Origin of the sequence: Agromyces sp. MMS24-JH15 (genome assembly GCF_043518605.1) — a bacterium.
Classification (GTDB): Bacteria; Actinomycetota; Actinomycetes; order Actinomycetales; family Microbacteriaceae; genus Agromyces.
Map to the genome: position 1 here is coordinate 3,024,741 of NZ_CP171358.1, position 22,729 is coordinate 3,047,469.

A 22,729-nucleotide genomic window follows, 5' to 3' on the forward strand; every position below is an offset into this window, starting at 1 on the left:
CCGCACGCTCGAGGCCCCGGCGATGATTCGCCGGGGCCTCGAGCGTGCTGCGGGTGGTGGGCTTCGTTCGTGCGCCGCCGGGGATGCGTCATCCGACGGTCGCGTCACGCCGCCCGAACCACCCGTAGCCCGTCATCCCACCTGGTGGAGCCAGATCACCGGTGCGTGGTCCGCGGCGTGCCGGAACGCCTCGAGTTCGTCGTCCCACGCCTGGCCGAGCGCGAGTCGCAGCTCGCGCTGGAGTTCGATCGCATCCGTCCCCGCGATCTCCATCGCGTAGCGGATGCGGTCCTCCGGGACCACGGTGTTCCCGATCGAGTCGACCTGGGCGTAGAAGACGCCGAGCATCGGCGTGTGCATCCAGCGGCCGCCGTCGCTCGACGCCGACGGTTCCTCGGTGACCTCGAAGCGCAATTCGTCCCAGCCGCGCAGGGCCGACGCGAGCCGCGCCCCGTCGCCGACGTGCCCGGTCCAGGCGAACTCGGCGCGGAACGTGCCGCGCAGCACGGGCTGGTCGAGCCAGTCCACGACGCGCGCCTCGCCGAGCGCGCGACCGATCGCCCACTCCACATGCGGGCACATCGCCTTCGGCGAGGAGTGGATGAACACCACCCCTCGCGCGGCGCCGGTGGCCCGCGTCTGCATTCCCACCATCTCCACTCCGTTCCCTGAGGTGCGTCTTCCCCTACGACCTCGGAACGCCGGATGGCGGATGTGTTCGATTGTGGACGGTATACGTCACGCCGATTATGCCCCGGATCAGGTATCCCGACAAGAGATTCCGGGGCGATCGGGGGACGCGGTCGCAGGGTCGCTCGCGAACCGCGTCCGATGGCGACGGATCCGGCCCGCGCCCGCGTGTGCTCGCACCCGGCCTGCGATGCGAACAGTATGCTGAGTGAACCTTTCTGCCGGCGGTCGTCCGCAGGACGCCGCCCTCGCGATGGAGGAGACCGTGGCCGTCCGCGATGCCCTGCTCGTACTCCTGCTCGCCGGACCCCGGTACGGCTTCCAACTCCACGGCGAGCTCGCCGAGCGCACGGGGGGTCGTCGGCGCATCAACGTCGGGCAGACCTACGCGACGCTCGAACGCCTGACCGTGCAGGGCCTGGTGGAACCCGCCGGGACGACCGAGGACGGCCGACCGCTCCATGCCGCGACCGCGAGCGGACGGATGGCGGCGGCGGCGTGGCTCGCGGGAGAGGATGCCCCGGCCGGCGATCCGTGGGACGAGACGCTCGACCGGGTCCTCCTCGTCGGATCGCTCGGACCCGTCGCCGGGGTCGACCCCGGCGCGGTCATCCGATCGGAGCGCGCGCGCTGGCAGGATCGTCGGCGATCCGCGGAGCACGCCGCGGTCGCGAGCCCGACGGGTGATGCGGGAACCGGCCGCGTGGCGATCCCCGACGGCTCGGTCGGCGCCGAGCGGCTCGCGGCCGGGCGACTCGCGGCCACCGCGGCCGCAGCAGAGGCGGAGCGGTGCCGTGCCGTGCTGACGTGGCTCGACGAGGTCGAGGCCGCAGCGCCGCTCGCCTGGGAGTCGAGCGCCGAGCGACCGGCCCGCGGACGGCGGCCGCGCGAGGCGGCCGAGCGCGCGACCGTTCAGTCGTCGGCCTCGGCGTAGCTGCCGACGACCGCGAGGTCGAGCGGGAACTCGATCGGGAACGAGCCGAAGAGCATCCGACCCGCCTCGGCCGCGGCCTCGCGCACCGCCGCGACGACGTCGTCGACCACGCCCTCGGGTGCGTGCACGATGAGTTCATCGTGAAGGAAGTACACGATGTGGGGACTGCACTGGAACGCGGCCCCCGATGCCGCAGCAGGACGCGCGAGCTCACCGACCTCGATCGCCGCGAGCCGTGTGCGCAGACCCGCCATCCAGCAGAGCGCCCACTCGGCCGCCGTGCCCTGCACCACGAAGTTGCGGGTGAAGCGGCCCCAGTCGCGAGCCGACGACCGCGCACGGCGCTCGTCGGCCGGTGTCGCGTCCGGCTCGCTCGCGCGCGACTGGATCGCCCGCCAGGTCTCCGGCGGGAGCGGCGACGAGCGACCGAGCAGCGTCGTCACGCGACCGCCCCGCTCGCCGACCGCGGCGGCCCGGTCGACGAGGGCCATCGCGGCCGGGAACGCCCGGTGCAGCCTCGGCACGAGCCGGCCGCTCTCCCCCGTCGTCGCGCCGTACATCGCGCCGAGCATCGCGACCTTCGCCTGGTCGCGGGTCTCGACGACGCCCGCGTCGACGATGCCGCGGTAGACGTCGCGTCCTCGGCCGGCGTCGGCCATCCGACGGTCTCCGGACATCGCGGCGAGGATCCGCGGCTCGAGCTGGGCGGCGTCGGCGACCACCAGCCACCACCCCGGATCCGCGCTCACCGCGGCGCGGACCTGCTTCGGCAACTGGAGTGCACCGCCCCCCGAGGTCGCCCACCGCCCCGTCGCCGTGCCGCCCGGCACGTACTCGGGCCGGAACCGGCCGTCGTGGACCCACTCCCCCAGCCAGGTCCAGCCGTTCGCCGTCAGCAGGCGGGACATCCGCCGGTAGGCCACGAGCGGGTCGATCGCCGCGTGCTCGTGCTCGCGCAGTTCCCAGCGACTCGTCGATGCCACGCCGATGCCGGCCGCGCGGAGCGCGCGCAGCAGGTCGGCCTGCGAGTCGAGGTTGAGCCGGGGCGCGTCGAGCGCGAGCCGCACCTGCGCGGCAAGCACCTCCATCCGCTCGGGCTTGCGGCCCGCCGCGGGCCGGGGGCCGAGCTCGGCCTCGAGGACGCGGTCGTGCACATCGGCGTCCCAGGGCACGCCCGCCGCGGCCAGCTCGGCCCCGATGAGCGCGCCGGCCGACTCCGCGGCGAGGAGCAGCCGCAGCGCACCCGGCGACGAACTCCGGGCGATGAGCGATTCCTGGCGGTCGTGCTCGGCGGCGACCTCGCGCGCGGACGCGACGCCGTCGCGAGCCCGGTGCGCGGGTTCGGCATCGCCCGGCTGCACCTGCGGCGGGTGCGCGGCGTGGTCCGAGAGCTCGAACAGCGCGGGTGCTCCCCCGGCCGACGAGGCAGCGCTCGACGGGACGACGGCGACCGTGAGGCCGGCCGCCGCCTCGGCGGGACCGCGCGGCAGCCAGGCCGGGCGATCGGGCGCCGACGCGCGCGCGGGCCCGACGGACTCCGAGTCGGCGAGCACGGCGCCGACGAGCCGCAGGTCGTGGCACCGCTCGACGCGCACGCCCGCCTGCAGCAGCGACGGATACCACCGGCGGGTGTCGCTCCAGATCCATCGCGGACGCCCGCCGTCGAACTCGCGGACGAGCGCGGGCAGGTCGTCGACGGATGCCTCGGCGAGCACCCGGCCGCGGCCGTGATCGGCGGCGGCATCCGATCCGGTGTACCGGGAGGCCGTGGCATCCGGCTCCGGTGCATCAGGGTCTGGCGCGCCGGGATGCGGCGCATCCGGATCCGCGGCGTCGGGGTCGAACAGCACGACCCGCCGCGGGCCGGAATCCGCCACCACGATCCGCACCCGGCCATTCTCGCGGCGACCACCGACACCCGACGAGTCGAGCCGGGCCGTACGCCGCATGTCGGCAGGTGCTGGCACCATCGCAACGCGGGCCTGGACGGGCCGCAGACGGAGGGAACGGCATGGTCTCGGTGCGATTCGCGTGCGGGCACGGCGCGAGCGACGACGGCGCGGTCTCGATCCGTCGCGGATGCCCCGTCTGCATGCTGATCGCCGAGACCGGGCGCTCCCGGCGCGAGCTGATCAGCCGAGCGCTCCCGACGGAACGCACGCGCCTCGCTGCCGAGACCCGGGTCGGCGCCAGCTACGAATGGCGCTGCACGCGCGGACACGACCGGTACACGGCCACCGTGCTGCAGGTGCTCACGGGGTCGGGATGCACGAAGTGCCGAGCGGCCGCCGTGGCGCCCGCGGCGTCGCCCGCGGCGGGTGTGGCGTTCATGAAGCCGAGCCTGCGCGTCGGCACCTCGATGACCGAGCAGCGACTTCGGGCCCTGCTCGGCGAACGGATCCGACTGCACCACGGCGTCAACGCGGTGCGCATCGCCGGGCTGTTCCACGGGCGGACCGAGGTCTGGCCCGACATCCTCGTCCCGCAGCTGCGGATCGCGATCGAGTACGACGACCCCGGGCGGAGCCGCACCGCGCACCGCGGCCTGGGCGAGGCATCCGACCTCGAGAAGGATGCGCACCTGCGTGCGGTCGGCTGGGAGGTGATCCGCATCCGGGCCGGTGGACTCGACGCGCTCGGCCGCACCAGCGTCGTGTGCGCCCGCCTCACCGCTGCGGTCGTCGACGACGTGGTCGCGATGATGCGGGCGCTCCGCGGGGATGCCGCTGTGGACGCGATCGCCATCGACGGGACGGTCGCCATCGACGGGACGGTCGGCGCCGACGCGACGGACGACGCCGGCATCGACGGCACGGCCGCCGTGGAGATCGGCAACGCGATCGGCGCGTGAGCCGGAAGCGCACCGGCGCGCGGTGGCGCGGCCGCCGTATCGGTACGTGGACGCCCCGGTACCGCCACTGACCGACTCGGACGGACTCGGACGGGGACGGCCAGACGGTCGTCCCGGGCGAGTCAGGGCTTCGAGCGTGCTCGGCGCCGTCGTATCGCACCCAGGACGACCACCGCGAGGCCTGCCGAGCCCAGCGCCGTCGCCCACCTGATCACGCCGCCCGCGTCGACGCCGGAGGCCGGGAGCACGGCCGACCCGGTGTTCGCGAGCACGAACTCCACCGCGGTTCCCGTCGCCGGCTGGAACGAGACCCAGCCGTCCGCGTCCGGCTCCGCGCGCACGCCGTCGATCGTCCACGTCGGCTCGCCCCATGCGACCCCCGTGACGGCTGGCGGCGTCTCCCGGAGCCAGGCGGTCATGCCGGTCGGCAGCGCCGGGGACGTGACCGGGACGCCCGGGCTCACCTGGAACGAGCCGACCGGTCCGTTCGAGATGCGGTACTCGACCGTGAAGGCGGTGCCCGGCACGACGCCGGATGCCGAGCCCGAGACGGTCTTCAGGAGCGTCGCCCAGCCGAAGCCGTTCGCGGTGTTGGTCAGCGAGAGGCCGACGGTCGTACCCGGCTGGACGACGAACGTGACGCTGCCGTCGGGATCGGGCACCTGCGGCTCGCCGTCGATCGTCCAGGCCGGCGTCCCCCATTCGATGCCGGGCACGTCGGGCAGCGGACCCTCCCTGATCGTCACGACCGCACCCGCGGGCAGCCCGTCGATCGTCAGAACCTCCCCGGGCGGGAGCTGGAGGGTCGTCTCGGGGCCGCCGTCGACCGAGTACACGACGGGGAACGTCGTGCCGTCGGGCACGTCGTCCATGCCGTTGCCGACCACGGCCTTCCCGATCGCGAACGATCCGACGCCGTCGGCCGTGTTGGTCAGCTCGACCGCGATGGTCTCCCCGCCCACGAGCGTGAACTCGATGTCCCCGCCGGCGTCAGGCGCGACGGGTTGCCCGTCGATGGACCACGTCGGCGTGCCCCAGATGACGCCGTCGACATCGGGGAACGAGATCTCGCCGAGCGTGATGACGTCACCGGGCTCGAGGCCGCCCACGACGGCAGGCGACTCGGGAGACACCGCGAGCTGGATCGGCGCGCCGCCGTCGACCTGGTACTCGAGCGTGAACTCGGCGTCGGACGGCACGACGGTCGCCCCCGAACCGGTGAGCGACTTCGAGACGCTGAAGCCCGCCGTGACCAGGCCCGCCGTGTCGGTCACGGTCAGGCTGACGCTCGGGTTCGACGCGTCGATGACGAAGGTCGTGTCGTCGCTCCATGTGACGTCCGTCCACGCGAGGTCCGGCGGGAGGACGTCGTCGTCCGGCGGGATCTCGAAGACGACCACGCGCGTGCCGAACGGGAACGTCGTCGCCGGTGAGGCCGGCGTTCCGTCGGGGCTCACGAGCAGGACGTCCCTGGTCAGGGTGCCGTCGGGCTCGAGCGCGATGTAGCCCACGCGGAACACCGTGCCCGGCGCGAGGTCGCCCGGGTCCACACCGGCGAGCGCCTTCGCGACCGAGAAGGTGCCGGCATCCACCGGGGTGTCGCACGGCAGGGAGCCCGCGAACAGGAACGTGTGCATCTCGCCGCCCTCGAGGACGATCGAGTTCGCGATGATCTGGCCGTCCCAGGGCTGCGCGCTCACCGTGAGATCGGCGTGCGGCGCGTAGATCGACCCGTCGCCGCGCCCGCCGGTGCTGATGTCGACGGGTCCGGTGACCTCCGAGAGATCCCACACGACGAACGGCGAGTAGGTCCCCTGCGGGTCGATCGCCGGAGGCAGCACCGACGTCGTCCCCGGGGCGACGTGGATCACGAGCGGGTTCCTCGGCCCCGGCGAGCCGTCGGAGAACTGCAGGAGGGTCGCGCCCTCGATGGCGGCGTACTCGAGCACGTTCGGCCGGTCGGGCACGAGGGTGCCGAGCACGATGCGATCGCCGGCGTCCTCGAGGATCGTGACCGGGTACCCGACCCCGCTGCCCGGGTCGGTGATCTCCCCGAAGCACTGGTCGATCTCGTCCTCGGATGCGTCGGCGCTCGCCTCGACGTACGCGCGGACGACCGCGGCGGTGTCGGGCGCGGTCTCGACCGTGAAGATGCTGCCGTCGCCGTCCGCCGTCGTCGGCGGCGTCGAGTCATCCGGATACACCTGGTTCTCGGCATCGATGAGCGGCGGCGAATCACTGCCGGAGGTCAACGCGTACCGGAGCCAGCTCCCGCGCGTGAAGGAGACGAACGGCGCCGCGCGATCGACGATCTTCAGGTCCCCGTATTGCGACGGCTGCGTCGCGCCGAGGCTCGAGATCTCCGCCCGGCCTGGGTTGGTCGCCGGATCGGGGCCGTACGAGCCGATGAGCACTCGGGTCGGATCGCCGTCGACGATCGGCAGGACGTAGGCACCGGACCCGGCGATGACGTGCGCGAACTGGTACGAGGCGGCCTGGGTGATCCGGAGTTCCCCGCCGACCGCGATGCTCCCCTCGAACTCGTGGTTCGCGAGTTCGGCATCGGTCCGGGCATAGACGGTGTACCCACCCGTCGGCGACAGCGGATTGACCGCGGCGCGACCGTTCGCCAACAGGTCGACCGCGCCGCGCACCGCCGGTGCCGCGGACGCCGTCCCACCGGTCGCCGTGGAACCCGTGGCGGCCAACCCGATCGCGAGCAGCACCGCTCCGAGCGCTGCGAACACCGAATGCCGAAGATCCGTGCGCAATCAGACTCCGTTCCCCAAGGAGCATGGTGCCCCCGCGGGTTCGGGGGAACCGACTGCGACGTCGCCGGAGCGATCTGTCGTACCGCCCATGAAAACACATCGACGGCATCCACCGCGACACCGTCCGATGCTTGCGTTTCGCGCCGCGGCGGAGCTCCGGACGTCCGGTTACGCCTCGTCTTCGGGGATCCCGAGCCCGCGCGGGAACACGCTGTGGCGCAGCTGCGTCTCCATGGCCGCGACGATGTCGACGAGGTCCACGTCCGCGAGGTCGGCCGGCTTCCAATCCGGCACCGAGCCCTGGTGGAGGGAGTTGGTGTTCTGCGCCACCAGCGCCTGCACGCCCGTGAAGAGGTCGGGCTGCGTGGTGAACCACCGTGCGAGGCGGAGTTCGCGCTCGAGTGCGTCGCGCAGCGTCTCGCCGTCGCGCGCGGCGCGAACGGATCGCAGCGTCGCCACGAGCGCCGTCGGCGAGAGCCGGAGGAGCGCGTCGGCGGCCTCGGCCGCATGCGCCGCGGCGTCCGGGTCGTTCGAGTCGGACGCCCGCAGCCCGGCGACCTCCTCGCCGTTCGAGAACGACCAGAGCCGCTCGAGGATCGCCTGGACCGAGTCGGCCGAGTAGCACGCGTCGATCCAGTCGCGCTGGTCGAGCACCGGAGCGGGGCCGGCGTCGATCGCGAATCGACGGACCTTCTCGCCCGGGGCGGCCGCATCCTCGGCGTCCTCGAGCGCCGCGACCAGCTCGCCGATCCGCTCGGCGGGCACCAGGACGTCGGCGAGGCCGAGCGCGATCGCATCGGCGGCGGTGAGGTCGACGGAGTTCAACGCCAGGTAGGTGCCGATCTCGCCGGGCGTGCGCGCGAGCCGCCAGGTCGCGCCGCCGTCGGGGACGAAGCCGTAGCCGGTCTCGGGTTGGCCCAGCTTCACGCGATCGGTCACCACTCGCGTGGCGACGTGCCCGGCGAGCGAGATACCGCCGCCCATGGTCATCCCGTGCATGATCGAGACGATCGGCTTCGGGAACTCGGCGAGCTTCGCGATCAGCCGGTACTCGTCCCGGAAGAAGACGGAGCCGATCGTCATGCCCTCGGCCGCGCGCGCCAGGATCTCCCGGAAATCGCCGCCCGCGCAGAACCCGTACTCGCCGGCGCCGTCGAGGAGCACCGCCTCGACGGCCGGATCATCGGCCCAGGCGTCGAGCTGCTCGGTGAGGGCATGCATCATCTCGAGGTCGATGGCGTTGATCGAATCCGGACGGTTGAGGCTCAGGCGGCCGAGGTTGCCGGCGACGGCGGCATTGACAGGCGAGTGCACCCGACCAACGCTAACGGGCCGCGGGCTCGAGCGATGAATCGGCGATCGAGCGGATCGAAGACATGTTCGAATCAGGATGCCCCTCCCCGAGTCATCCGAAGGAGCCATCCTCGACGCCGACGAGCAGCGCATGGGCACGTCGACGCTGCGGGACGCGGCCGGGCACGCCTACGGCGGCGTCCGGATCACCCGGCAGGGCGCGGACGCCTACTCCGTACCGCGACCCTGAGGTCAGGCCTGGTCGGGGCGGCTCACCTCGGTGCGGAGGTCGCCCTGGGCCGCCGCCGAGCCGCTGCGTCCGCCGCCGTAGCCGCGGAGCACGAACGCCAGCAGGACCGCGGCGGCGGCTCCCGCGAGCGGGCCCGCCACGTAGACCCAGTAGTCGGTGAAGTCGAGCGCGGCCAGGTCGGGACCGAACGTGCGCGCGGGGTTCATGGACGTGCCCGAGATCGGGCTGCCCCACAGTCCGGCGAGCGCGATGTACGCGCCGACTCCGAGCGCACCGATCACCCCGATGTTCTGGGCGCCCGAGGCCGTGCCCAGGATCACGCTGACGAGCCCGAGCGTGAGGAGCCCCTCCATCGCGAAGGCCTGGAACGCGGTCGAGCCGTCGGCGGGATAGTTCGACCCGAACGACGCGGAGACGCCGATGATCGGCTGCAGGACCCACGCCGCGATCGCAGCTCCGAGCAGTTGGGCCACGATGTAGCCGGGCACCCGGCGCCACGGGAAGTCGCCGCGCAGTGAGAACGCCAGGGTGACGACCGGGTTCAGGTGCGCGCCCGACACCTTGCCCATGAACAGGATGATCCCCATCACCATGAGGCCGGGCGCGACCACCGCGGCCGTGCGACTGATCGTGCCGGGGAACGCCTGGCCCATCATCCCGCCGCCGGCGGCGACGAGGACGAGCAGGAACGTGCCGTAGAGCTCGGAGACCAGGCGGCGCCACTCCTGGCGTGGATTCTCGAAGTCGGCGATCGGATCGACGACCTCCGCCTCGAACCATCGCTCGAATCGCCCTCGAGGCGACGCTCCGCTCGACTGCACCATGACCCGCCCCCGCCTCGTGCGCCCGCTCGGAGCCGACCGAGCCCCGATCCCCATGCGCGCCCGCTACAGCGGTGAGCCTAGACCCGAGCCCGGAGCCCGACAATCGCGACGCCGCCCGTGCCGGGTACCGGCAGGTCCTCCCGGCGCAGCCGGCGGCGGCCTACCGTGGGACCATGAGCGACATCCGTGCCGAGGTGCGCGAGTTCCTGAGTTCGCGGCGCGCCCGCATCACACCGGATCAGGCGGGCCTGCCGGCCTACGGCGGCAATCGCCGCGTCGCAGGCCTCCGCCGCGAGGAGGTCGCGATGCTCGCGGGCGTGTCGGTGGACTACTACATCCGGCTCGAACGCGGCGATCTCGCCGGGGCGTCCGAATCGGTCCTCGACTCGCTCGCGGGCGCGCTGCAGCTCGACGCCGCGGAGCGGCAGTACCTGCACGACCTCGCGCGGGCTGCCGGTCCCGCCCGGCCGCGCCAGCGGCGCGCGACCACGGCGGGCACGGTGCGCCCCGCGGTCCAGCAGGTGCTCGACGCCATCAGCGAGGCGCCCGCGTGGGTGCGCAACGGACGGCACGACATCCTCGCCGCGAACACGCTCGGCCGCGCGCTCTACGCGCCCGTGTTCGACGACCCGCACCGCCCGGTGAACACGACCCGGTTCGCGTACCTGAACCCCGCTGCACGCGAGTTCTGGCGCGACTACGACCAGGTCACCCACGACGCCGCGGCGATGCTGCGGCTCGAGGTCGGCCGGAACCCGAACGACCCGGCACTGGTCCGGCTCGTCGGCGAACTGTCGATGCACAGCGAGCTGTTCCGCCGGCGCTGGGCGTCACGCGACGTGAAGTTCCACCGCAGCGGGCGCAAGCGCCTGCACCACCCGGTCGTCGGCGACCTCGACCTGGACTACGAGTCGATGGAGCTCCCGAGCGAGCCGGGCCTCGTGCTCAACGTCTACACCGCGCCGGCGGGCACCCCGAGCGCCGACGGGCTCAAGCTGCTCACGTCGTGGGCGGCCACGCACGCCGCGGAGTTCGCGGAGGCGGACGCCTCGACCCCGACCTGAGCGGCGCGTTCCGCCCCTCTCGAACGCCGCCCCCGTCGGGGCGGCGTCGGGAGGGACGGTCGCTCAGGCCTCGGGGATGACGAGGTCGAAGAACGCGTCGCGGGGGGTGTCGGGGTCGGGGCCGCCGCGCACGCCCGTGTCGAGTGCGTCGATGCGGGCGAGCTCGTCGGCCGACAGCTCGAAGCCGAAGACGTCGAAGTTCGCGGCGATCCGGGCCGGGTTCACCGACTTCGGGATCGCGGACCGACCCTGCTGCAGGTGCCAGCGCAGCATCGCCTGGGCCGCCGAGACGCCGTGCGCGGCCGCGATCTCGCCGATCGTCGGGTCCTGCATGACGCTGCGGCGGTCATCGCCCCACGGGCCCGGGTAGAAGGTGATCCCCCCGATCGGCGACCAGGCCTGGGTCGTGATCCCGTGCGAGGCATCCGCTCGCTGCACGTCGGGCTGGCTGAAGTACGGGTGCAGCTCGACCTGGTTGATCGCGGGGACGACCTCGGTCTCCGCGAGCAGGCGGTCGAGGTGGTGCGGCATGAAGTTGCTCACGCCGATGGCGCGCACCCGGCCGTCCGCGAGCAGCGTCTCGAGCGCGCGGTAGGCGGCGATCACGGTGTCGAATCGGGTCGGCGCGGGCTGGTGCAGGATCAGCAGGTCGAGCACGTCGACGCCGAGCTTGCCGGTGGCCTTGTCGAATGCGTGCAGCGTCCGGTCGTATCCGTAATCGCTGACCCACACCTTCGTCTCGATGAACACGTCGTCGCGTGCGACGCCCGAGCGACGGATGCCCTCGCCGACCTCGCGTTCGTTGCGGTACGCCGCGGCGGTGTCGACGTGCCGGTACCCGATGCGCAACGCCTCCGCGACCGCCGCCGCGGTCTCCTCGGGCGGGCTCTGGTAGACGCCGAGTCCGAGCGCCGGCATGGTGACGCCGTTGTTGAGGGTGAGGTCGATCGGTGTGTGCATCCCTCCACCGTAGGAACCCGTCCCGTCCCGCGGGAGGTGCTGTCGCACCCCCCTTCGGCCGGCGGAGGCGCGGTCGATCCGCGGGTCGCTCCCGGGGGCCGCTACTTGGGGTCGATGCGCAGCGTCGTCTCCTTCGACGCGGGCGTCATGATGTGCCGCGACGCCGACGTGTCGCCGTACTTCGCGACGAGCGCGGCATCGATGTCGTCGTCATGGGTGTCGTCCGGTACGAACCGCACGTCGCGGGCACCGGCACCCCAGTCGATCACGCCCTCGAAGTGCCGGGACACGCCGCGGTACCACTGGCCGTCGGTGCCGTACATCGAGCGCACGTACGGGGCCCCGTCGACGACGACGTGCCACACCGTCGTCAACGTCCGCGCCGACCCGTCGACGCGGCGCCCCGCGAGGCGGATCTCACGCAGCCCGGCGATCGCTTCGAGCTCGGATACGGTCCACTCGGTCATCGGCGTTCCCTTCGTCGCTTCCGAGTCCACGGTCCCACGTGCCGCGGGGCGCAACCAGTCCCCGTCGGTGCCCCTCAGCGACGTCGACGAGGCCGTCGTCGCCTCAGTGCGACTCGCGGCTCACCTTCGACCCGCTGCCGCCGACGAGGAAGTCGAGGTCGGCGCCGGTGTCGGCGCCCTGCACGTGGTCGACGTAGAGGCGTTCCCAGCCGCGGCGGGGGTTCGCGAATCCGTCCAGGGTCGCCCGGTTCGGGGTGCGGGCGGCGAGCTCGTCGGCCGGGACCTCGAGGTCGAGCCTGCGTGCGCGGACGTCGAGCGTGATCCAGTCGCCGGTCCGCACGAGCGCGAGCGGGCCGCCCGCGGCCGCCTCGGGGGTGACGTGCAGCACGACGGTGCCGTACGCGGTGCCCGACATCCGACCGTCGCAGATCCGGACCATGTCGCGCACGCCCTGCCGCAGGAGCTTCGTCGGCAGCGGCATGTTCGAGACCTCGGGCATGCCGGGGTACCCCTTGGGCCCGCAGCCGCGGAGCACCATCACCGAATCGGCGTCGATGTCGAGGTCCGGGTCGTCGATGCGGGCGTGGAAGTCCTCGATCGAGTCGAACACGACGGCCCGGCCGCGGTGCTGCAGCAGGTGCGGGGATGCCGCGGACGGCTTGATGATCGCCCCGCCCGGGGCGAGCGACCCGCGCAGCACGCTGATCCCCGCCGCCGGTTGCAGCGGGGCATCCCGCGGGGTGATGACCTCCCGGTCCCAGATCCGGGCGTCGTCCAGGTACGACACGAGCGGTTCCCCCGTGATCGTGAGCGCGTCCGGGTCGAGGAGGTCGCGGACCTCGCGAAGCACGGCGAGGAACCCGCCGGCGCGGTGCAGGTCGTCCATCAGGTACGCGCCCGACGGGCGCAGGTTGACCAGCAGCGGCACGTCGGCGCCGATGCGGTCGAAGTCGTCGAGGGTCAGGTCGATGCCGAGCCGTCCGGCGATCGCGAGCAGGTGCACGACCGCGTTCGTCGACCCGCCGATCGCGGCGAGCGCGACGATCGCGTTGTGGAAGCTCGCCGCCGTGAGGAACGTCGACGGCCGCCGGTCCTCCGCGACGAGCTGCACCGCGAGCCGCCCGGTCTCGTGCGCCGCTTCGAGCAGGCGCGCATCCGGGGCCGGGGTGCCCGCGAGGCCCGGCAGCACCGTGCCGAGCGCCTCGGCGACCAGCGCCATGGTGGACGCGGTGCCCATCGTGTTGCAGTGCCCCTTGGAGCGGATCGTCGCCGACTCCGAGCGCAGGAAGTCGTCCTGGCTGAGCGTGCCGGCCCGCACCTCCTCGCTGAGCCGCCACACGTCGGTCCCGCAGCCGAGCGCCTCGCCCCGGAAGTGACCGGTCAGCATCGGACCGCCCGGCACCACGACGGCGGGCAGGTCGACGGATGCCGCGGCCATCAGCAGCGACGGGATCGTCTTGTCGCACCCGCCCAGCAGGACCACCCCGTCGATCGGGTTCGCGCGCAGCATCTCCTCGGTCGCCATCGCCGCCATGTTCCGCCACAGCATCGCGGTCGGGCGCACCTGCGTCTCCCCGAGCGAGACCACCGGGAGTTCGAGCGGGATCCCGCCGGCCTCGTAGATCCCGTTCTTCACCGACTGCGCGACCTCGCCGAGGTGCGCGTTGCAGGGCGTCAGGTCGGACGCGGTGTTCGCGATCGCGATCTGCGGGCGACCACGGAACGCACTGTCCGGGACGCCGCGGCGCATCCACGCCCGGTGGATGTACGCGTTGCGATCCTCACCCGCGTACCACTCGGAACTCCTGAGCTCGGTCATCATGCGCTTCTCCATCGAACCGGCGCGGACAGGGGAAATCGTGCTAAGCGTATGACGTCGGTCATCGTCGACGAGATCCGCGACGCCGTCGACCGCACGCGCGACCGGAGGCCGCCACCACATGACCGAATCCGCCCTGCGCGTCGCCACGGTCGACGCGTACGTCCTCGCCGAGGGCCCGTTCTGGGATGCCCCGCGCGAGCGCCTGCTCTGGGTCGACATCGAATCCGGGCTGGTCCTCGCCGGACACCTCGCCGGCGACGGCACGATCCAGGAGATCGAGCGCGTCGCCTTCGACGGGAAGGTCGGCGCGGTCGCCGTCGCCGCCGACGGCGACTGGATCGTCGCGGTCGACGGCCGCCTCGTCCGGCGCCGGCCGACGGGCGAACTCGAGGACGGGCCGGTGCTCGTCGCGCCGGGCACCGGCCGGCGGCTCAACGACGGCAAGCCCGACCCGGCGGGCCGGTACGTCGTCGGGTCGCTCCGGATGGACGGGCCCTCGCACGCCGAGACGCTCGCGGTCGTCGACGAGCGGGGCATCCGCACGCTCGACGACGACCTCACCCTCTCGAACGGCCTCGCCTGGTCGGTCGACGGCACGGTGCTCTACAGCATCGACACCGAGCGGCGCACCGTGTTCCGGCGCCCGTGGGACGCCGCGACCGGGGCATCCGGACCTCGCACCACCCATCTGACGCTCGCCGACGGCTACCCCGACGGCATGACGATCGACGCCGAGGACCACCTCTGGATCGCGGTGTGGGGCCTCGGCCGGGTGCACCGCTACTCCCCCGCCGGCGCGCTCGTCCGCGTCGTCGACGTGCCCGCGCCGTTCACCTCGAGCGTCGGCTTCGCCGGGCCCGACCTCGGCACCCTCGTCATCACGACCTCGCACCGCGACCACGACGCGGACGGCCGCGCCGCGTACCCCGACGCGGGTCGACTCTTCACGACCCGACCGGGCGTCCGCGGCGCTCCGCAGCCCCTGTGGTCGGGAGTGCTGGCACCGCGATGAGGGCGTTCGTCATCCGCGGCCCGGGCGACGCCGGCATCGAGGAGGTCCCGGCCCCCGTCGCCGCGCCCGGCGAGGTCGTGGTCGACGTGGCCCGGGCGGGCGTCTGCGGCACCGACGTCGAGTTCTTCACGGGCGAGATGCAGTACCTCCACGAGGGTCACGCCGCGTTCCCGATGCGGATCGGGCACGAATGGAGCGGCACCGTGTCCGCGGTCGGCGAGGGCGTCGACCGCGCGTGGCTGGGTCGCCGCGTCACGGGCGACACCATGCTCGGCTGCGGCGTCTGCGCCCGCTGCCTGGACGGTCGCCAGCACGTGTGCGAGTTCCGCACCGAGCTGGGCATCCGCGGCGGCCGGCACGGCGCGCTCGCCGAGCAGGTCGCCGTTCCGGCTCGCGCCCTGCACGACCTGCCCGACGAGGTCGACGACGCCATGGGCGCGATGGTCGAGCCCGGCGGCAACGCGCTGCGGGCCGTGCGCGGCGCGGCGCTCCGACCCGGCGATCGGGCGCTCGTGCTCGGCGCGGGCACGATCGGCCTGCTCGTCGCGATGTTCGCGCGCGCCGCGGGCGCCGACGTCCACCTCGTGGGCCGAAGCGCGCGTTCCCTCGACTTCGCGCGGTCGCTCGGGTTCGCGCACGCGACCAACGCCGAGGACCTGCCCGACCTGCCGTGGGATGCGGTGATCGACGCGTCGAACGACCCGGCGCTGCCGGCCCGCGCGGTCGACCTCGTCGAACCTGGCAAGCGCGTCGTCTACATCGGCCTCGCCGGCAGCCCGAGCCTCGTCGACACCCGCCTGATCGCCCTCAAGGACGTCACCGCGGTCGGCGTCCTGAGCGCCTCCGGCGGGCTCGAGGGCACGATCGCCGCGTACGCGTCGGGTGGCGTCGACCCACGACCCCTGATCGCGGCATCCGTCGACCTCGCCGACCTCGCCCCCGTGCTCGCGGGCGACCGCCCGGCCGGGTCCGGCGCCGGACCGAAGTTCCACGCAGTCATCCGAACCGGGAGCATCCGCACATGAGAACCGCCATCGTCACGGGCGGCGCGAGCGGCCTCGGCGCCGCGAGCGCCGACCGCCTCCGCGCCGCCGGCGTCCGCGCCATCACGCTCGACATCCAGGACGGCGCCGACCACCGCGTCGACGTCACCGACGACGACGCCCTCGCCGAGATCGCCGCCGCGGTCGGGCCCGTCGACATCCTCGTCAACTCGGCCGGCATCGTCGGCCCCGGCGTGCCACTCCTCGAGACGGATGCCTCGGACTGGCGACGCGTCCTCGAGGTCAACGTCCTCGGCGTGGTCGCGACCATGCGCGCGTTCGTCCCGGGCATGGTCGACCGCGGTTGGGGGCGCGTCGTCAACTTCGCCAGCATGGCCGGCAAGGACGGCAACCCGAACCTCTCCATCTACTCCGCCTCCAAGGCCGCCGTGATCGCGCTCACGAAATCGGCCGGCAAGGAACTCGCGACCACCGGCGTCCTCGTCAACGCGATCGCGCCCGCGGTCATCGCCACGCCGATGAATGCGACCACCGCGCCCGACGTGCTCGCGCACATCACGAGCCTGATCCCGATGAAACGAGTCGGTCGCGCCGAGGAGGTCGCCGAGTTGGTGGCGTGGCTCGCGTCGGACGCGGTGTCGTTCTCGACGGGCGCGGTCTACGACATCAGCGGCGGGCGGGCGACGTACTAGGCGTCAGTCGGGGCTGCGAGAATTCGAAGGTGCCCGCGCCGACCTCGTGCCGCTCGCCATCCGGCAGCACGATCTCGGCGGTCGTGTTCGACGGAACCGTCACCGTGACCCGCAGGTCGCCCTCCGTCAGCGCCCAGCTGCTGCGCACCTCGCCGGAGATGCTCGCGTAGGTCGCGGACGCGTGCGTCAGGGTCCCGCCGGGCATGGGCGCGATCGTGAACCGGCGCTCGCCCGCGACGCGGATGCCCGCGACGGTGTCGAACAGCCACTGGCAGACCGAGCCGGGCGAGTAGTGGTTGTGGCTCTCCCTGCCTTCCCAGTCCTCCCAGACGGTGGTCGCGCCGGCCTCGACCTCGGCGAGCCAGCTCGGCGCCTGCGTGTTCTCGAGCATGCGGTACGCGACATCCGCTCGACCGGCCTCGGTCAGCACCGGCAGCACGAACGGCGTCGAGAGGAAGCCCGTGCCGATCGTGTACCCGCGGCTCTCGACGGCCTGCACGAGCCGGGCCTCCAGTCGCTGTCGAACCTCGCCGTCGGCGAGGCCGAGCGCGAGCGGCCGCACGAGCTTGGCCTGTCGGTCGGTGTCGATCGTGCCCTCGGCGAGGAAGAGGTGCGCGTAGGCCTGCTTCGCGCCGTCCGCGTACTCGGTGAAGAGCGCCGCGTCGGATGCCTCGCCCAGCGCCGCCGCGATCTCGGCGAGGTGGGTCATCGTGTAGTGCAGGTAGGCGGTCGCCTCCTCGGGCCGCGACGGCTGCGAGCCCGCGGTCACCGGGTCGAGGAACTCCGCGGGTTCGAGCCACTCGCCGAGCTGCAGGCCCTTCTCGTACACGTACCGGTTGTACGGGTTCGCACGTGCGGCCGTGCGGTCCTTGTGGCCGGTGTGCTCGATCATGAAGTTCCCGTAGGCGCGCATCATCGGGTAGAAGTCGCGGATGAGCTGCGCATCGCCGTAGCGCTTCCAGAACCGGTACGGCACCAGCACCGCGGCGTCCGCCCAACCGACGGAGCCACCCGTCGCGTCGTACATCATCGCGACGCCGTTGTACGGCACGACCGCCGAGACCTTGCCCGACTTCGCCTGGTTGTCGGCCAGGTCGCGCAGCCATTTGCGGGTGAAGCTCGCGACGTCCATCAGGGAGGCGGCGGTGTCGAAGAACACCTGCGCGTCGCCGGTCCAGCCGAGCCGCTCGCGGGTCGGGCAGTCGGTGGGCACGTCGAGGAAGTTGCCCTTCATGCTCCACCGGGTGTTCTCGAGGAACCGGTTCACGGCCGGGTTCGAGCACGCGAACTCGCCGGTCTGCTCCATGTCGGAGTACACCGCGATCGCTCGGAAGTCGGATGCCTCGAAGGCGACGTCGGTCTCGATGAGCGCGTACCGGAAGCCGAACACCGCGAACTCGGTCTGGTAGCGGTTCACGCCGTCGGCGCAGGTGAAGTCGATTTCCTGCTTGGGCGTCGACTGCAGCTCGCCGCGGATCAGGTGCTGCTTCTTCGACAGGAGCAAGAGTTCCGACGCCCGGCCGAACTCGCCGACGGGCTTGTCGAGCTGGAAGTTCGCCTGCGTGAACTCGCCCGCGTCGTCGAGGATCTCGCCGAGCCGCAGCTTCAGCCGCTGCCCTCGCTCCGCCGTCACGGTGAAGCCGACGAAACCCGCGATGTTCTGCCTGAAGTCGAGCACGCGCGCGCCGGACGGGGTCGTGACCAGCGTGGGCGTGAACACCTCCTGCTCGCGCGGCTCGACGTTGTCGGACGCCGTCGGAACGAGCTCCGGCTTCGCCACGCGGGCCCTGCCGCCGTAGGTCGGTGCGAGGTTCGCGTCGATGATCTCGCCGTCCTGGAGGTCGGCGAACCGCAGCGGGCCGTCATTGCTCCACGCGAATGAGCCGTCGCTGTTCACCACCTCGCGCCGGCCGTCGGCGTAGGTGATCTCGAGCTGAGCCAGCAGCTTCGTCTGGCGGCCGAACACGTTCGTCGGACCGTAGGCGCCGACCGATCCGCGGTACCACCCGTCCGCGAGACGGAACTCGAGCCGGTTCGAGCCCTGTTCCTCGGTCGCGAGCAGGTCCGTCACGTCGTACGTCTGGTAGTGCAGGCGCGTGCGGTAGTCGGTGCTGCCGGGGGCGAGGCGGAACTCCCCCACCCGCTGCCCGTTCAGGTGCGCGTCGTACACGCCGCACGCGGTCGCGTACAGGCGCGCCCGTGCGACCGGCCCGCGCGTGCGGAATCCCGTGCGGAAGCAGTCGATCGGAAGCCGCGCGTGCTTCTTGAGCTTCGCGTCGCCCGCGATCCACGTCGCCGTCCAGTCGGCGGCGTCGAGCAGCCCGAGCTCGAACCACGTCGAGGCCGGCTCGCCCGGGGCATCCGTCTCGTCCCACAGCGTGACCGACCACTCGACGCGGTCGCGGCTCGTCAGCTCGGCACCCTCATAGGCGATGTGCGCCATGCGGCTCGACGCGACCTTGCCCGAGTCCCAGACCGTGGCGCCGTCGCGCGTCGCGTGGATGCGATAGGCCGTCTGCGTGAGGCCGCCCTCGCAGTTCCAGAACAGGCGCGGACGGGCGATGCCGAGTCCGAGCGGCCGGTCGAGGTACTCGGTGCGGAGTCGGACGGCTCTCATGCGTAGTCCTCCGGACTCCATTCGTCGAGCCAATCGATGGTCGGGATGTCGCCGTCGAAGCGGATCGGCAGCCACACGTAGTCGGCGATGGCGGTGTGCTCGCCGCTGGCGAGCGCCATGACCGCCGCGAGGTTCTCGGCGCCGGCGGGACGCGGCAGGCCCTGCATGCGGGCCGCGATCGCGTCGAACACGTTCGGCAGGTCCTCGGGCAGCTCGGGCAACCAGCGGTCGGCGAGCGCGATGTAGAGGTCCTGCTTGCCGGGGTGCTTGAACACCGAGGTGACCTGCGACCGGAACGAGGTGCGGGTCGGGTCGGTGGGGTGGGCGTCGCCGAGCACGGTCCACGGGCCGTGGAGGTCGTCGGCGACGGCGAACTCCGACGGGTTCGGGAAGTACCCGGTGGTGCTCGAGGTCACGAGGTAGTGCCGGCCGTTCCGGGTGAAGTGGGCCGGCGCCTCGCGGTTGAACGGCGGCCCGGAGTGGTGGAAGTGCACGCTGTGCTCCCCCGAGACATCCGTGTAGTCATCGGTGAGGTCGGCGACGACGAGGTCGGTGTGCACCTTCTCGAAGATGTAGCGCGCGGTGCCGTCGGGGTCGACGACGAGGTCGAAGTCGCCGGCGTCCATGCCGAGGGGGCGCAGGCCCGTGCGCACGATCTCGTACGGGCCGAGCAGGTCGTCGGCGACGAGCACGGTGGAGGCCTGGGTCTGCTGCTGGTCCTCGCCCATGATCTTCAGCCAGCAGACGTACTTGCGGGTGGCCTCGTTGAAGATGATGTGCGGGCGGTCCATCTTCTGCGCCGGATGCAGCGGCGAGGCCGGGTCGTCGAGCACGGGCGGGATGATGAGCCCCCGGTCGTCCCAGTTCACGAGGTCGGTCGAGGTGTACGCGCGCACGCCCCAGTGCCAGTTGCCGCTGCCGGGCGTCGTGTGCTCCTTGTTCTCGCCGTACCAGACGAAGGTGCCGTCGGGCAGGGTGAAGATCGAGCCGCCGTGCGCCTGGATGCGCTCGCCCTTCGTGTCGAGCCACACCTGCCCGGGGCGGATCGCGGTCTGCTGCGCGGTCTGCGCGGTCTGCTGCTCGGCCTGTGCCGTCTGCTGCTCGGTCGTCATCGTGTCGTCTCCTCGGGTGGTCATCGGTTCTCGGATGCTGCGACGACCGTCAGCACGGTCGCGAGCTCGGCCGCGGAGCTGCCGCCGACCCAGAGGTCGAGGGTCGTGGCATCCTGCACCCAGTCGCGGGTCGCGGCGCTCCAGTACCGCAGCTCGGCCGGGCCGAGGTCGAAGCGCACGGTGCGGGTCTCGCCGGCGGCGAGCGTGATGCGCTCGAAGCCCTTGAGTTCGCGCACGGGGCGCGACGCGCTGCCGTATCGCTGGTGGACGTACAGCTGCACGACTTCGTCGGCCTCGCGGTCGGACGTGTTCGTCACGTCGACCGACACCGTGACGAGCTCGCCGACGGCGATCTCGTCGCGGTCGAGGCGCAGCCCCGTGTAGTCGAAGCTCGCGTAGGTCAGGCCGTGGCCGAACGGGTAGAGCGGGGTGGATGCCTCGTCCCAGTACCGCTTGTCCTGGTCCTGCGGTGCGAACGTCCGCAGGTGCGAGTAGACGAGGGGCACCTGTCCGACGTGGCGCGGCCAGGTGAACGGCAGGCGGCCCGCGGGCGAGACGTCGCCGAAGAGGAGCGCCGCGACGGCGTCGCCGCCGCGCGTACCCGGGTACCAGGCCTGCAGGATGGCCGGCACGTTCGCGTGGGCCCAGCGCAGGTCGAGCGGGCGGCCCGACATCACGACGACCACGACGGGCGTGCCGGTCGCGGCGATCCGCTGCAGCTGCTCGAGCTGCCGGCCGGGCAGGTCGAGGGTCGAGCGCGAGGCGTTCTCACCGATCTGGTTCTGGCGCTCGCCGACGACGACCACGGCCACGTCGGCTGCCGCCGCGACGGCGACCGCACGCTCGATCTCGGCGTCGTCGTCGTAGTCGGCCGGCGTGTTCACGACGGTCGGGTCCTGCCGGTCGAACATCGACGGGAACACGCGCGCCGGGATCCCGGCGCCCGGCGCGTGCTCGACGCGCACCGCGTCGCCGACCCGCGCGCGAACGCCCTCGACGACGCTCACCGTCTCGGCGGTGTCGTGCACGAACACCCACGGGCCGAGCGTGTCGCGCTTGCTGTCGGCGAGCTGGCCGATGACCGCGATCGAGCCGAGCCCGGCCGCGTCGAGCGGGAGTGCGCCGTCGTTCTTCAGCAGCACGGCGGTCTGCTCGGCGGCGGCCCGCGCGAGGTCGCGGTGCTCGGGGGCGTCGAGCACCGCGTCGGCCGCGGACTCGTCGACGTACGGCCGCTCGAACAACCCGAGGCGGAACTTCGCGGTGAGCACGCGGCGCACGGCGGTGTCGATCGTCGCCTCGTCGACGAGTCCCCGTGCGACGGCCTCCGGCAGTGTGCCGAAGGCCGGGTCGAACATGCACATCTCCATGTCGAGGCCCGACGAGACGGCCCGGGCCGCGGCATCCGTCGCCGAAGCGGCGAAGTGCTGGGTCTCGAGCGACTTGACCGCGTTCGCGTCGGAGACCACGAAGCCCTCGAAGCCCAGTTCGTCGCGCAGCACCTCGTTCAGGAGCCACGGGTTGCCGCTCGCGGGCACGCCGTTCAGGTCCATGTAGGCGCTCATCACCGTGGCGGCGCCGGCCTCGATCGCGGCCCGGAACGGCGGCAGGTAGACGTTGTGCAGCTCCGAGTCGGAGATCTCGGCGTCGTCGTAGTCGCGTCCGCCGCGCGCCGCGCCGTAGCCCGCGAAGTGCTTCGGCGTCGCGAGCACCTGCTCCGCGCCGATCACCTGCTCCGCGCCGAGGTCGCGCTGGAATCCGCGCACCTGCGCGGCGGCGACGGCCGAGCCGAGGTGCGGGTCCTCGCCCGCGCCCTCGATGATGCGACCCCAGCGCGGGTCGCGCGCGACGTCGATCATGGGCGCGAAGCTCCAGTGGATGCCGAGGGCGCGCGCCTCTCGGGCGGCGACGGCCTGCGCGGCCTCGATCGCCTCGGGGTTCCAGGATGCCGCCTGCGCGATGGGCACCGGGAAGATCGTGCGCAGGCCGTGGATCACGTCGAACCCGAAGATCAGCGGGATGCCGTGGCGGGTCTCCTCGACGGCGAGACGCTGCAGGCGGTTCGCCGTCGCCGCATCCGTGACGAACAGCGCCGAGCCGGCCGCGCCGTTCGCGATCGCCGCCTCGACCATCCGCGGCTGCTGGAGGAACGCCCGGTGCTCCGGTGGCACGCTCTCGATATCGAAGTCGGCGGGAAGCTCGCCGACCGACCCGAAGTAGAAGTACTGGCTCAGCTGGCCCGCCTTCTCCTCGAGGCTGAGGCGCGAGAGCAGGTCGTCGACGCGCTCGGCGACGGGGAGCGCGACGTCGCGGTACGGAAGGACGCGGAGGTCGGTCATGGGGTCGGGCCTCTCAATCGTGGGTCGGTC

The 22,729-nt window shown here is 72.5% G+C and carries 18 protein-coding genes; 7 read left to right on the plus strand and 11 right to left on the minus strand.

All coding sequences use genetic code 11. The annotated features are described in order from the left end of the window. Positions 1-132: 132 nt before the first annotated feature. Positions 133-645 carry a DUF3145 domain-containing protein gene (locus tag ACDF64_RS13810; protein ID WP_394555147.1) on the minus strand — a complete coding sequence of 171 codons (513 nt, stop codon included), beginning with the start codon at positions 643-645 and terminating at the stop codon, positions 133-135. A gap of 253 nt (positions 646-898) precedes the next feature. Here ACDF64_RS13810 and ACDF64_RS13815 point away from each other — a divergent pair, with 253 nt between their 5' ends. After that, positions 899-1,624, plus strand: coding sequence for a PadR family transcriptional regulator (locus ACDF64_RS13815; protein WP_394551936.1), 726 nt, complete (start codon positions 899-901; stop codon positions 1,622-1,624). On the opposite strand, the gene ACDF64_RS13820 is transcribed toward ACDF64_RS13815, so the two are convergent. Beyond that, positions 1,603-3,339: a bifunctional 3'-5' exonuclease/DNA polymerase gene (locus ACDF64_RS13820; RefSeq protein ID WP_394555149.1), complete on the minus strand. Its 1,737-nt coding sequence runs from the start codon at positions 3,337-3,339 to the stop codon at positions 1,603-1,605. The genes ACDF64_RS13815 and ACDF64_RS13820 overlap by 22 nt on opposite strands. A gap of 296 nt (positions 3,340-3,635) precedes the next feature. Between ACDF64_RS13820 and ACDF64_RS13825 the strand changes: the two genes are divergently transcribed. After that, entirely contained in the window at positions 3,636-4,475 is an 840-nt protein-coding gene (locus tag ACDF64_RS13825; protein WP_394551937.1) for a hypothetical protein, read from the plus strand. 122 nt (positions 4,476-4,597) lie between these two features. Here ACDF64_RS13825 and ACDF64_RS13830 read toward each other — a convergent pair whose 3' ends face one another. Together ACDF64_RS13830 and ACDF64_RS13835 are read right to left on the minus strand one after the other, a co-directional pair. Beyond that, positions 4,598-7,222, minus strand: coding sequence for a collagen-binding domain-containing protein (locus tag ACDF64_RS13830; protein WP_394551939.1), 2,625 nt, complete (start codon positions 7,220-7,222; stop codon positions 4,598-4,600). A 192-nt stretch (positions 7,223-7,414) separates the two neighbouring features. Continuing rightward, a complete protein-coding gene (locus tag ACDF64_RS13835; protein WP_394551940.1) occupies positions 7,415-8,560 on the minus strand; it encodes an enoyl-CoA hydratase/isomerase family protein in 1,146 nt (381 codons plus the stop codon). Positions 8,561-8,636: 76 nt separating this feature from the next. Between ACDF64_RS13835 and ACDF64_RS13840 the strand changes: the two genes are divergently transcribed. Then, on the plus strand, positions 8,637-8,789 hold the full coding sequence (locus ACDF64_RS13840) for a hypothetical protein (protein ID WP_394551941.1): 153 nt from the start codon (positions 8,637-8,639) through the stop codon (positions 8,787-8,789). 2 nt (positions 8,790-8,791) lie between these two features. Here ACDF64_RS13840 and ACDF64_RS13845 read toward each other — a convergent pair whose 3' ends face one another. Continuing rightward, entirely contained in the window at positions 8,792-9,613 is an 822-nt protein-coding gene (locus tag ACDF64_RS13845; RefSeq protein ID WP_394551942.1) for an MIP/aquaporin family protein, read from the minus strand. Between the two features lie 173 nt (positions 9,614-9,786). Here ACDF64_RS13845 and ACDF64_RS13850 point away from each other — a divergent pair, with 173 nt between their 5' ends. Then, the gene (locus ACDF64_RS13850; RefSeq protein WP_394551943.1) at positions 9,787-10,677 is read left to right on the plus strand and encodes a helix-turn-helix domain-containing protein; all 891 of its coding nucleotides are present in this window, start codon (positions 9,787-9,789) and stop codon (positions 10,675-10,677) included. Between the two features lie 63 nt (positions 10,678-10,740). Here ACDF64_RS13850 and ACDF64_RS13855 read toward each other — a convergent pair whose 3' ends face one another. The 3 genes from ACDF64_RS13855 to ACDF64_RS13865 all read right to left on the minus strand — a co-directional run bounded on the left by ACDF64_RS13855 (position 10,741) and on the right by ACDF64_RS13865 (position 13,938). After that, on the minus strand, positions 10,741-11,637 hold the full coding sequence (locus tag ACDF64_RS13855; RefSeq protein WP_394551944.1) for an aldo/keto reductase: 897 nt from the start codon (positions 11,635-11,637) through the stop codon (positions 10,741-10,743). 101 nt (positions 11,638-11,738) lie between these two features. Further along, the gene (locus tag ACDF64_RS13860) at positions 11,739-12,104 is read right to left on the minus strand and encodes a DUF2255 family protein (protein WP_394551945.1); all 366 of its coding nucleotides are present in this window, start codon (positions 12,102-12,104) and stop codon (positions 11,739-11,741) included. 103 nt (positions 12,105-12,207) lie between these two features. Then, complete coding sequence (locus ACDF64_RS13865; RefSeq protein ID WP_394551946.1) at positions 12,208-13,938, minus strand: IlvD/Edd family dehydratase; 1,731 nt, start codon at positions 13,936-13,938, stop codon at positions 12,208-12,210. A gap of 106 nt (positions 13,939-14,044) precedes the next feature. Between ACDF64_RS13865 and ACDF64_RS13870 the strand changes: the two genes are divergently transcribed. From ACDF64_RS13870 to ACDF64_RS13880, 3 genes are read left to right on the plus strand one after another with little or no spacing between them, the layout of a single operon-like run. After that, a complete protein-coding gene (locus ACDF64_RS13870; protein WP_394551947.1) occupies positions 14,045-14,938 on the plus strand; it encodes an SMP-30/gluconolactonase/LRE family protein in 894 nt (297 codons plus the stop codon). Next, on the plus strand, positions 14,935-15,963 hold the full coding sequence (locus ACDF64_RS13875) for a zinc-binding dehydrogenase (RefSeq protein ID WP_394551948.1): 1,029 nt from the start codon (positions 14,935-14,937) through the stop codon (positions 15,961-15,963). The genes ACDF64_RS13870 and ACDF64_RS13875 overlap by 4 nt, the downstream gene beginning before the upstream one ends. Further along, entirely contained in the window at positions 15,960-16,634 is a 675-nt protein-coding gene (locus ACDF64_RS13880; protein ID WP_394551949.1) for an SDR family NAD(P)-dependent oxidoreductase, read from the plus strand. Before ACDF64_RS13875 ends, ACDF64_RS13880 begins: the two co-directional genes overlap by 4 nt. On the opposite strand, the gene ACDF64_RS13885 is transcribed toward ACDF64_RS13880, so the two are convergent. From ACDF64_RS13885 to ACDF64_RS13895, 3 genes are read right to left on the minus strand one after another with little or no spacing between them, the layout of a single operon-like run. Further along, positions 16,609-19,251, minus strand: a complete 2,643-nt coding sequence (locus tag ACDF64_RS13885; protein WP_394551950.1) for a family 78 glycoside hydrolase catalytic domain — start codon at positions 19,249-19,251, stop codon at positions 16,609-16,611. The two genes, ACDF64_RS13880 and ACDF64_RS13885, sit on opposite strands and share 26 nt — an antisense overlap. After that, positions 19,248-20,387 carry a family 43 glycosylhydrolase gene (locus ACDF64_RS13890; RefSeq protein ID WP_394551951.1) on the minus strand — a complete coding sequence of 380 codons (1,140 nt, stop codon included), beginning with the start codon at positions 20,385-20,387 and terminating at the stop codon, positions 19,248-19,250. Before ACDF64_RS13890 ends, ACDF64_RS13885 begins: the two co-directional genes overlap by 4 nt. Next, positions 20,384-22,699, minus strand: coding sequence for a glycoside hydrolase family 3 N-terminal domain-containing protein (locus ACDF64_RS13895; protein ID WP_394551952.1), 2,316 nt, complete (start codon positions 22,697-22,699; stop codon positions 20,384-20,386). The genes ACDF64_RS13890 and ACDF64_RS13895 overlap by 4 nt, the downstream gene beginning before the upstream one ends. Between the last annotated feature and the right edge of the window lie 30 nt (positions 22,700-22,729).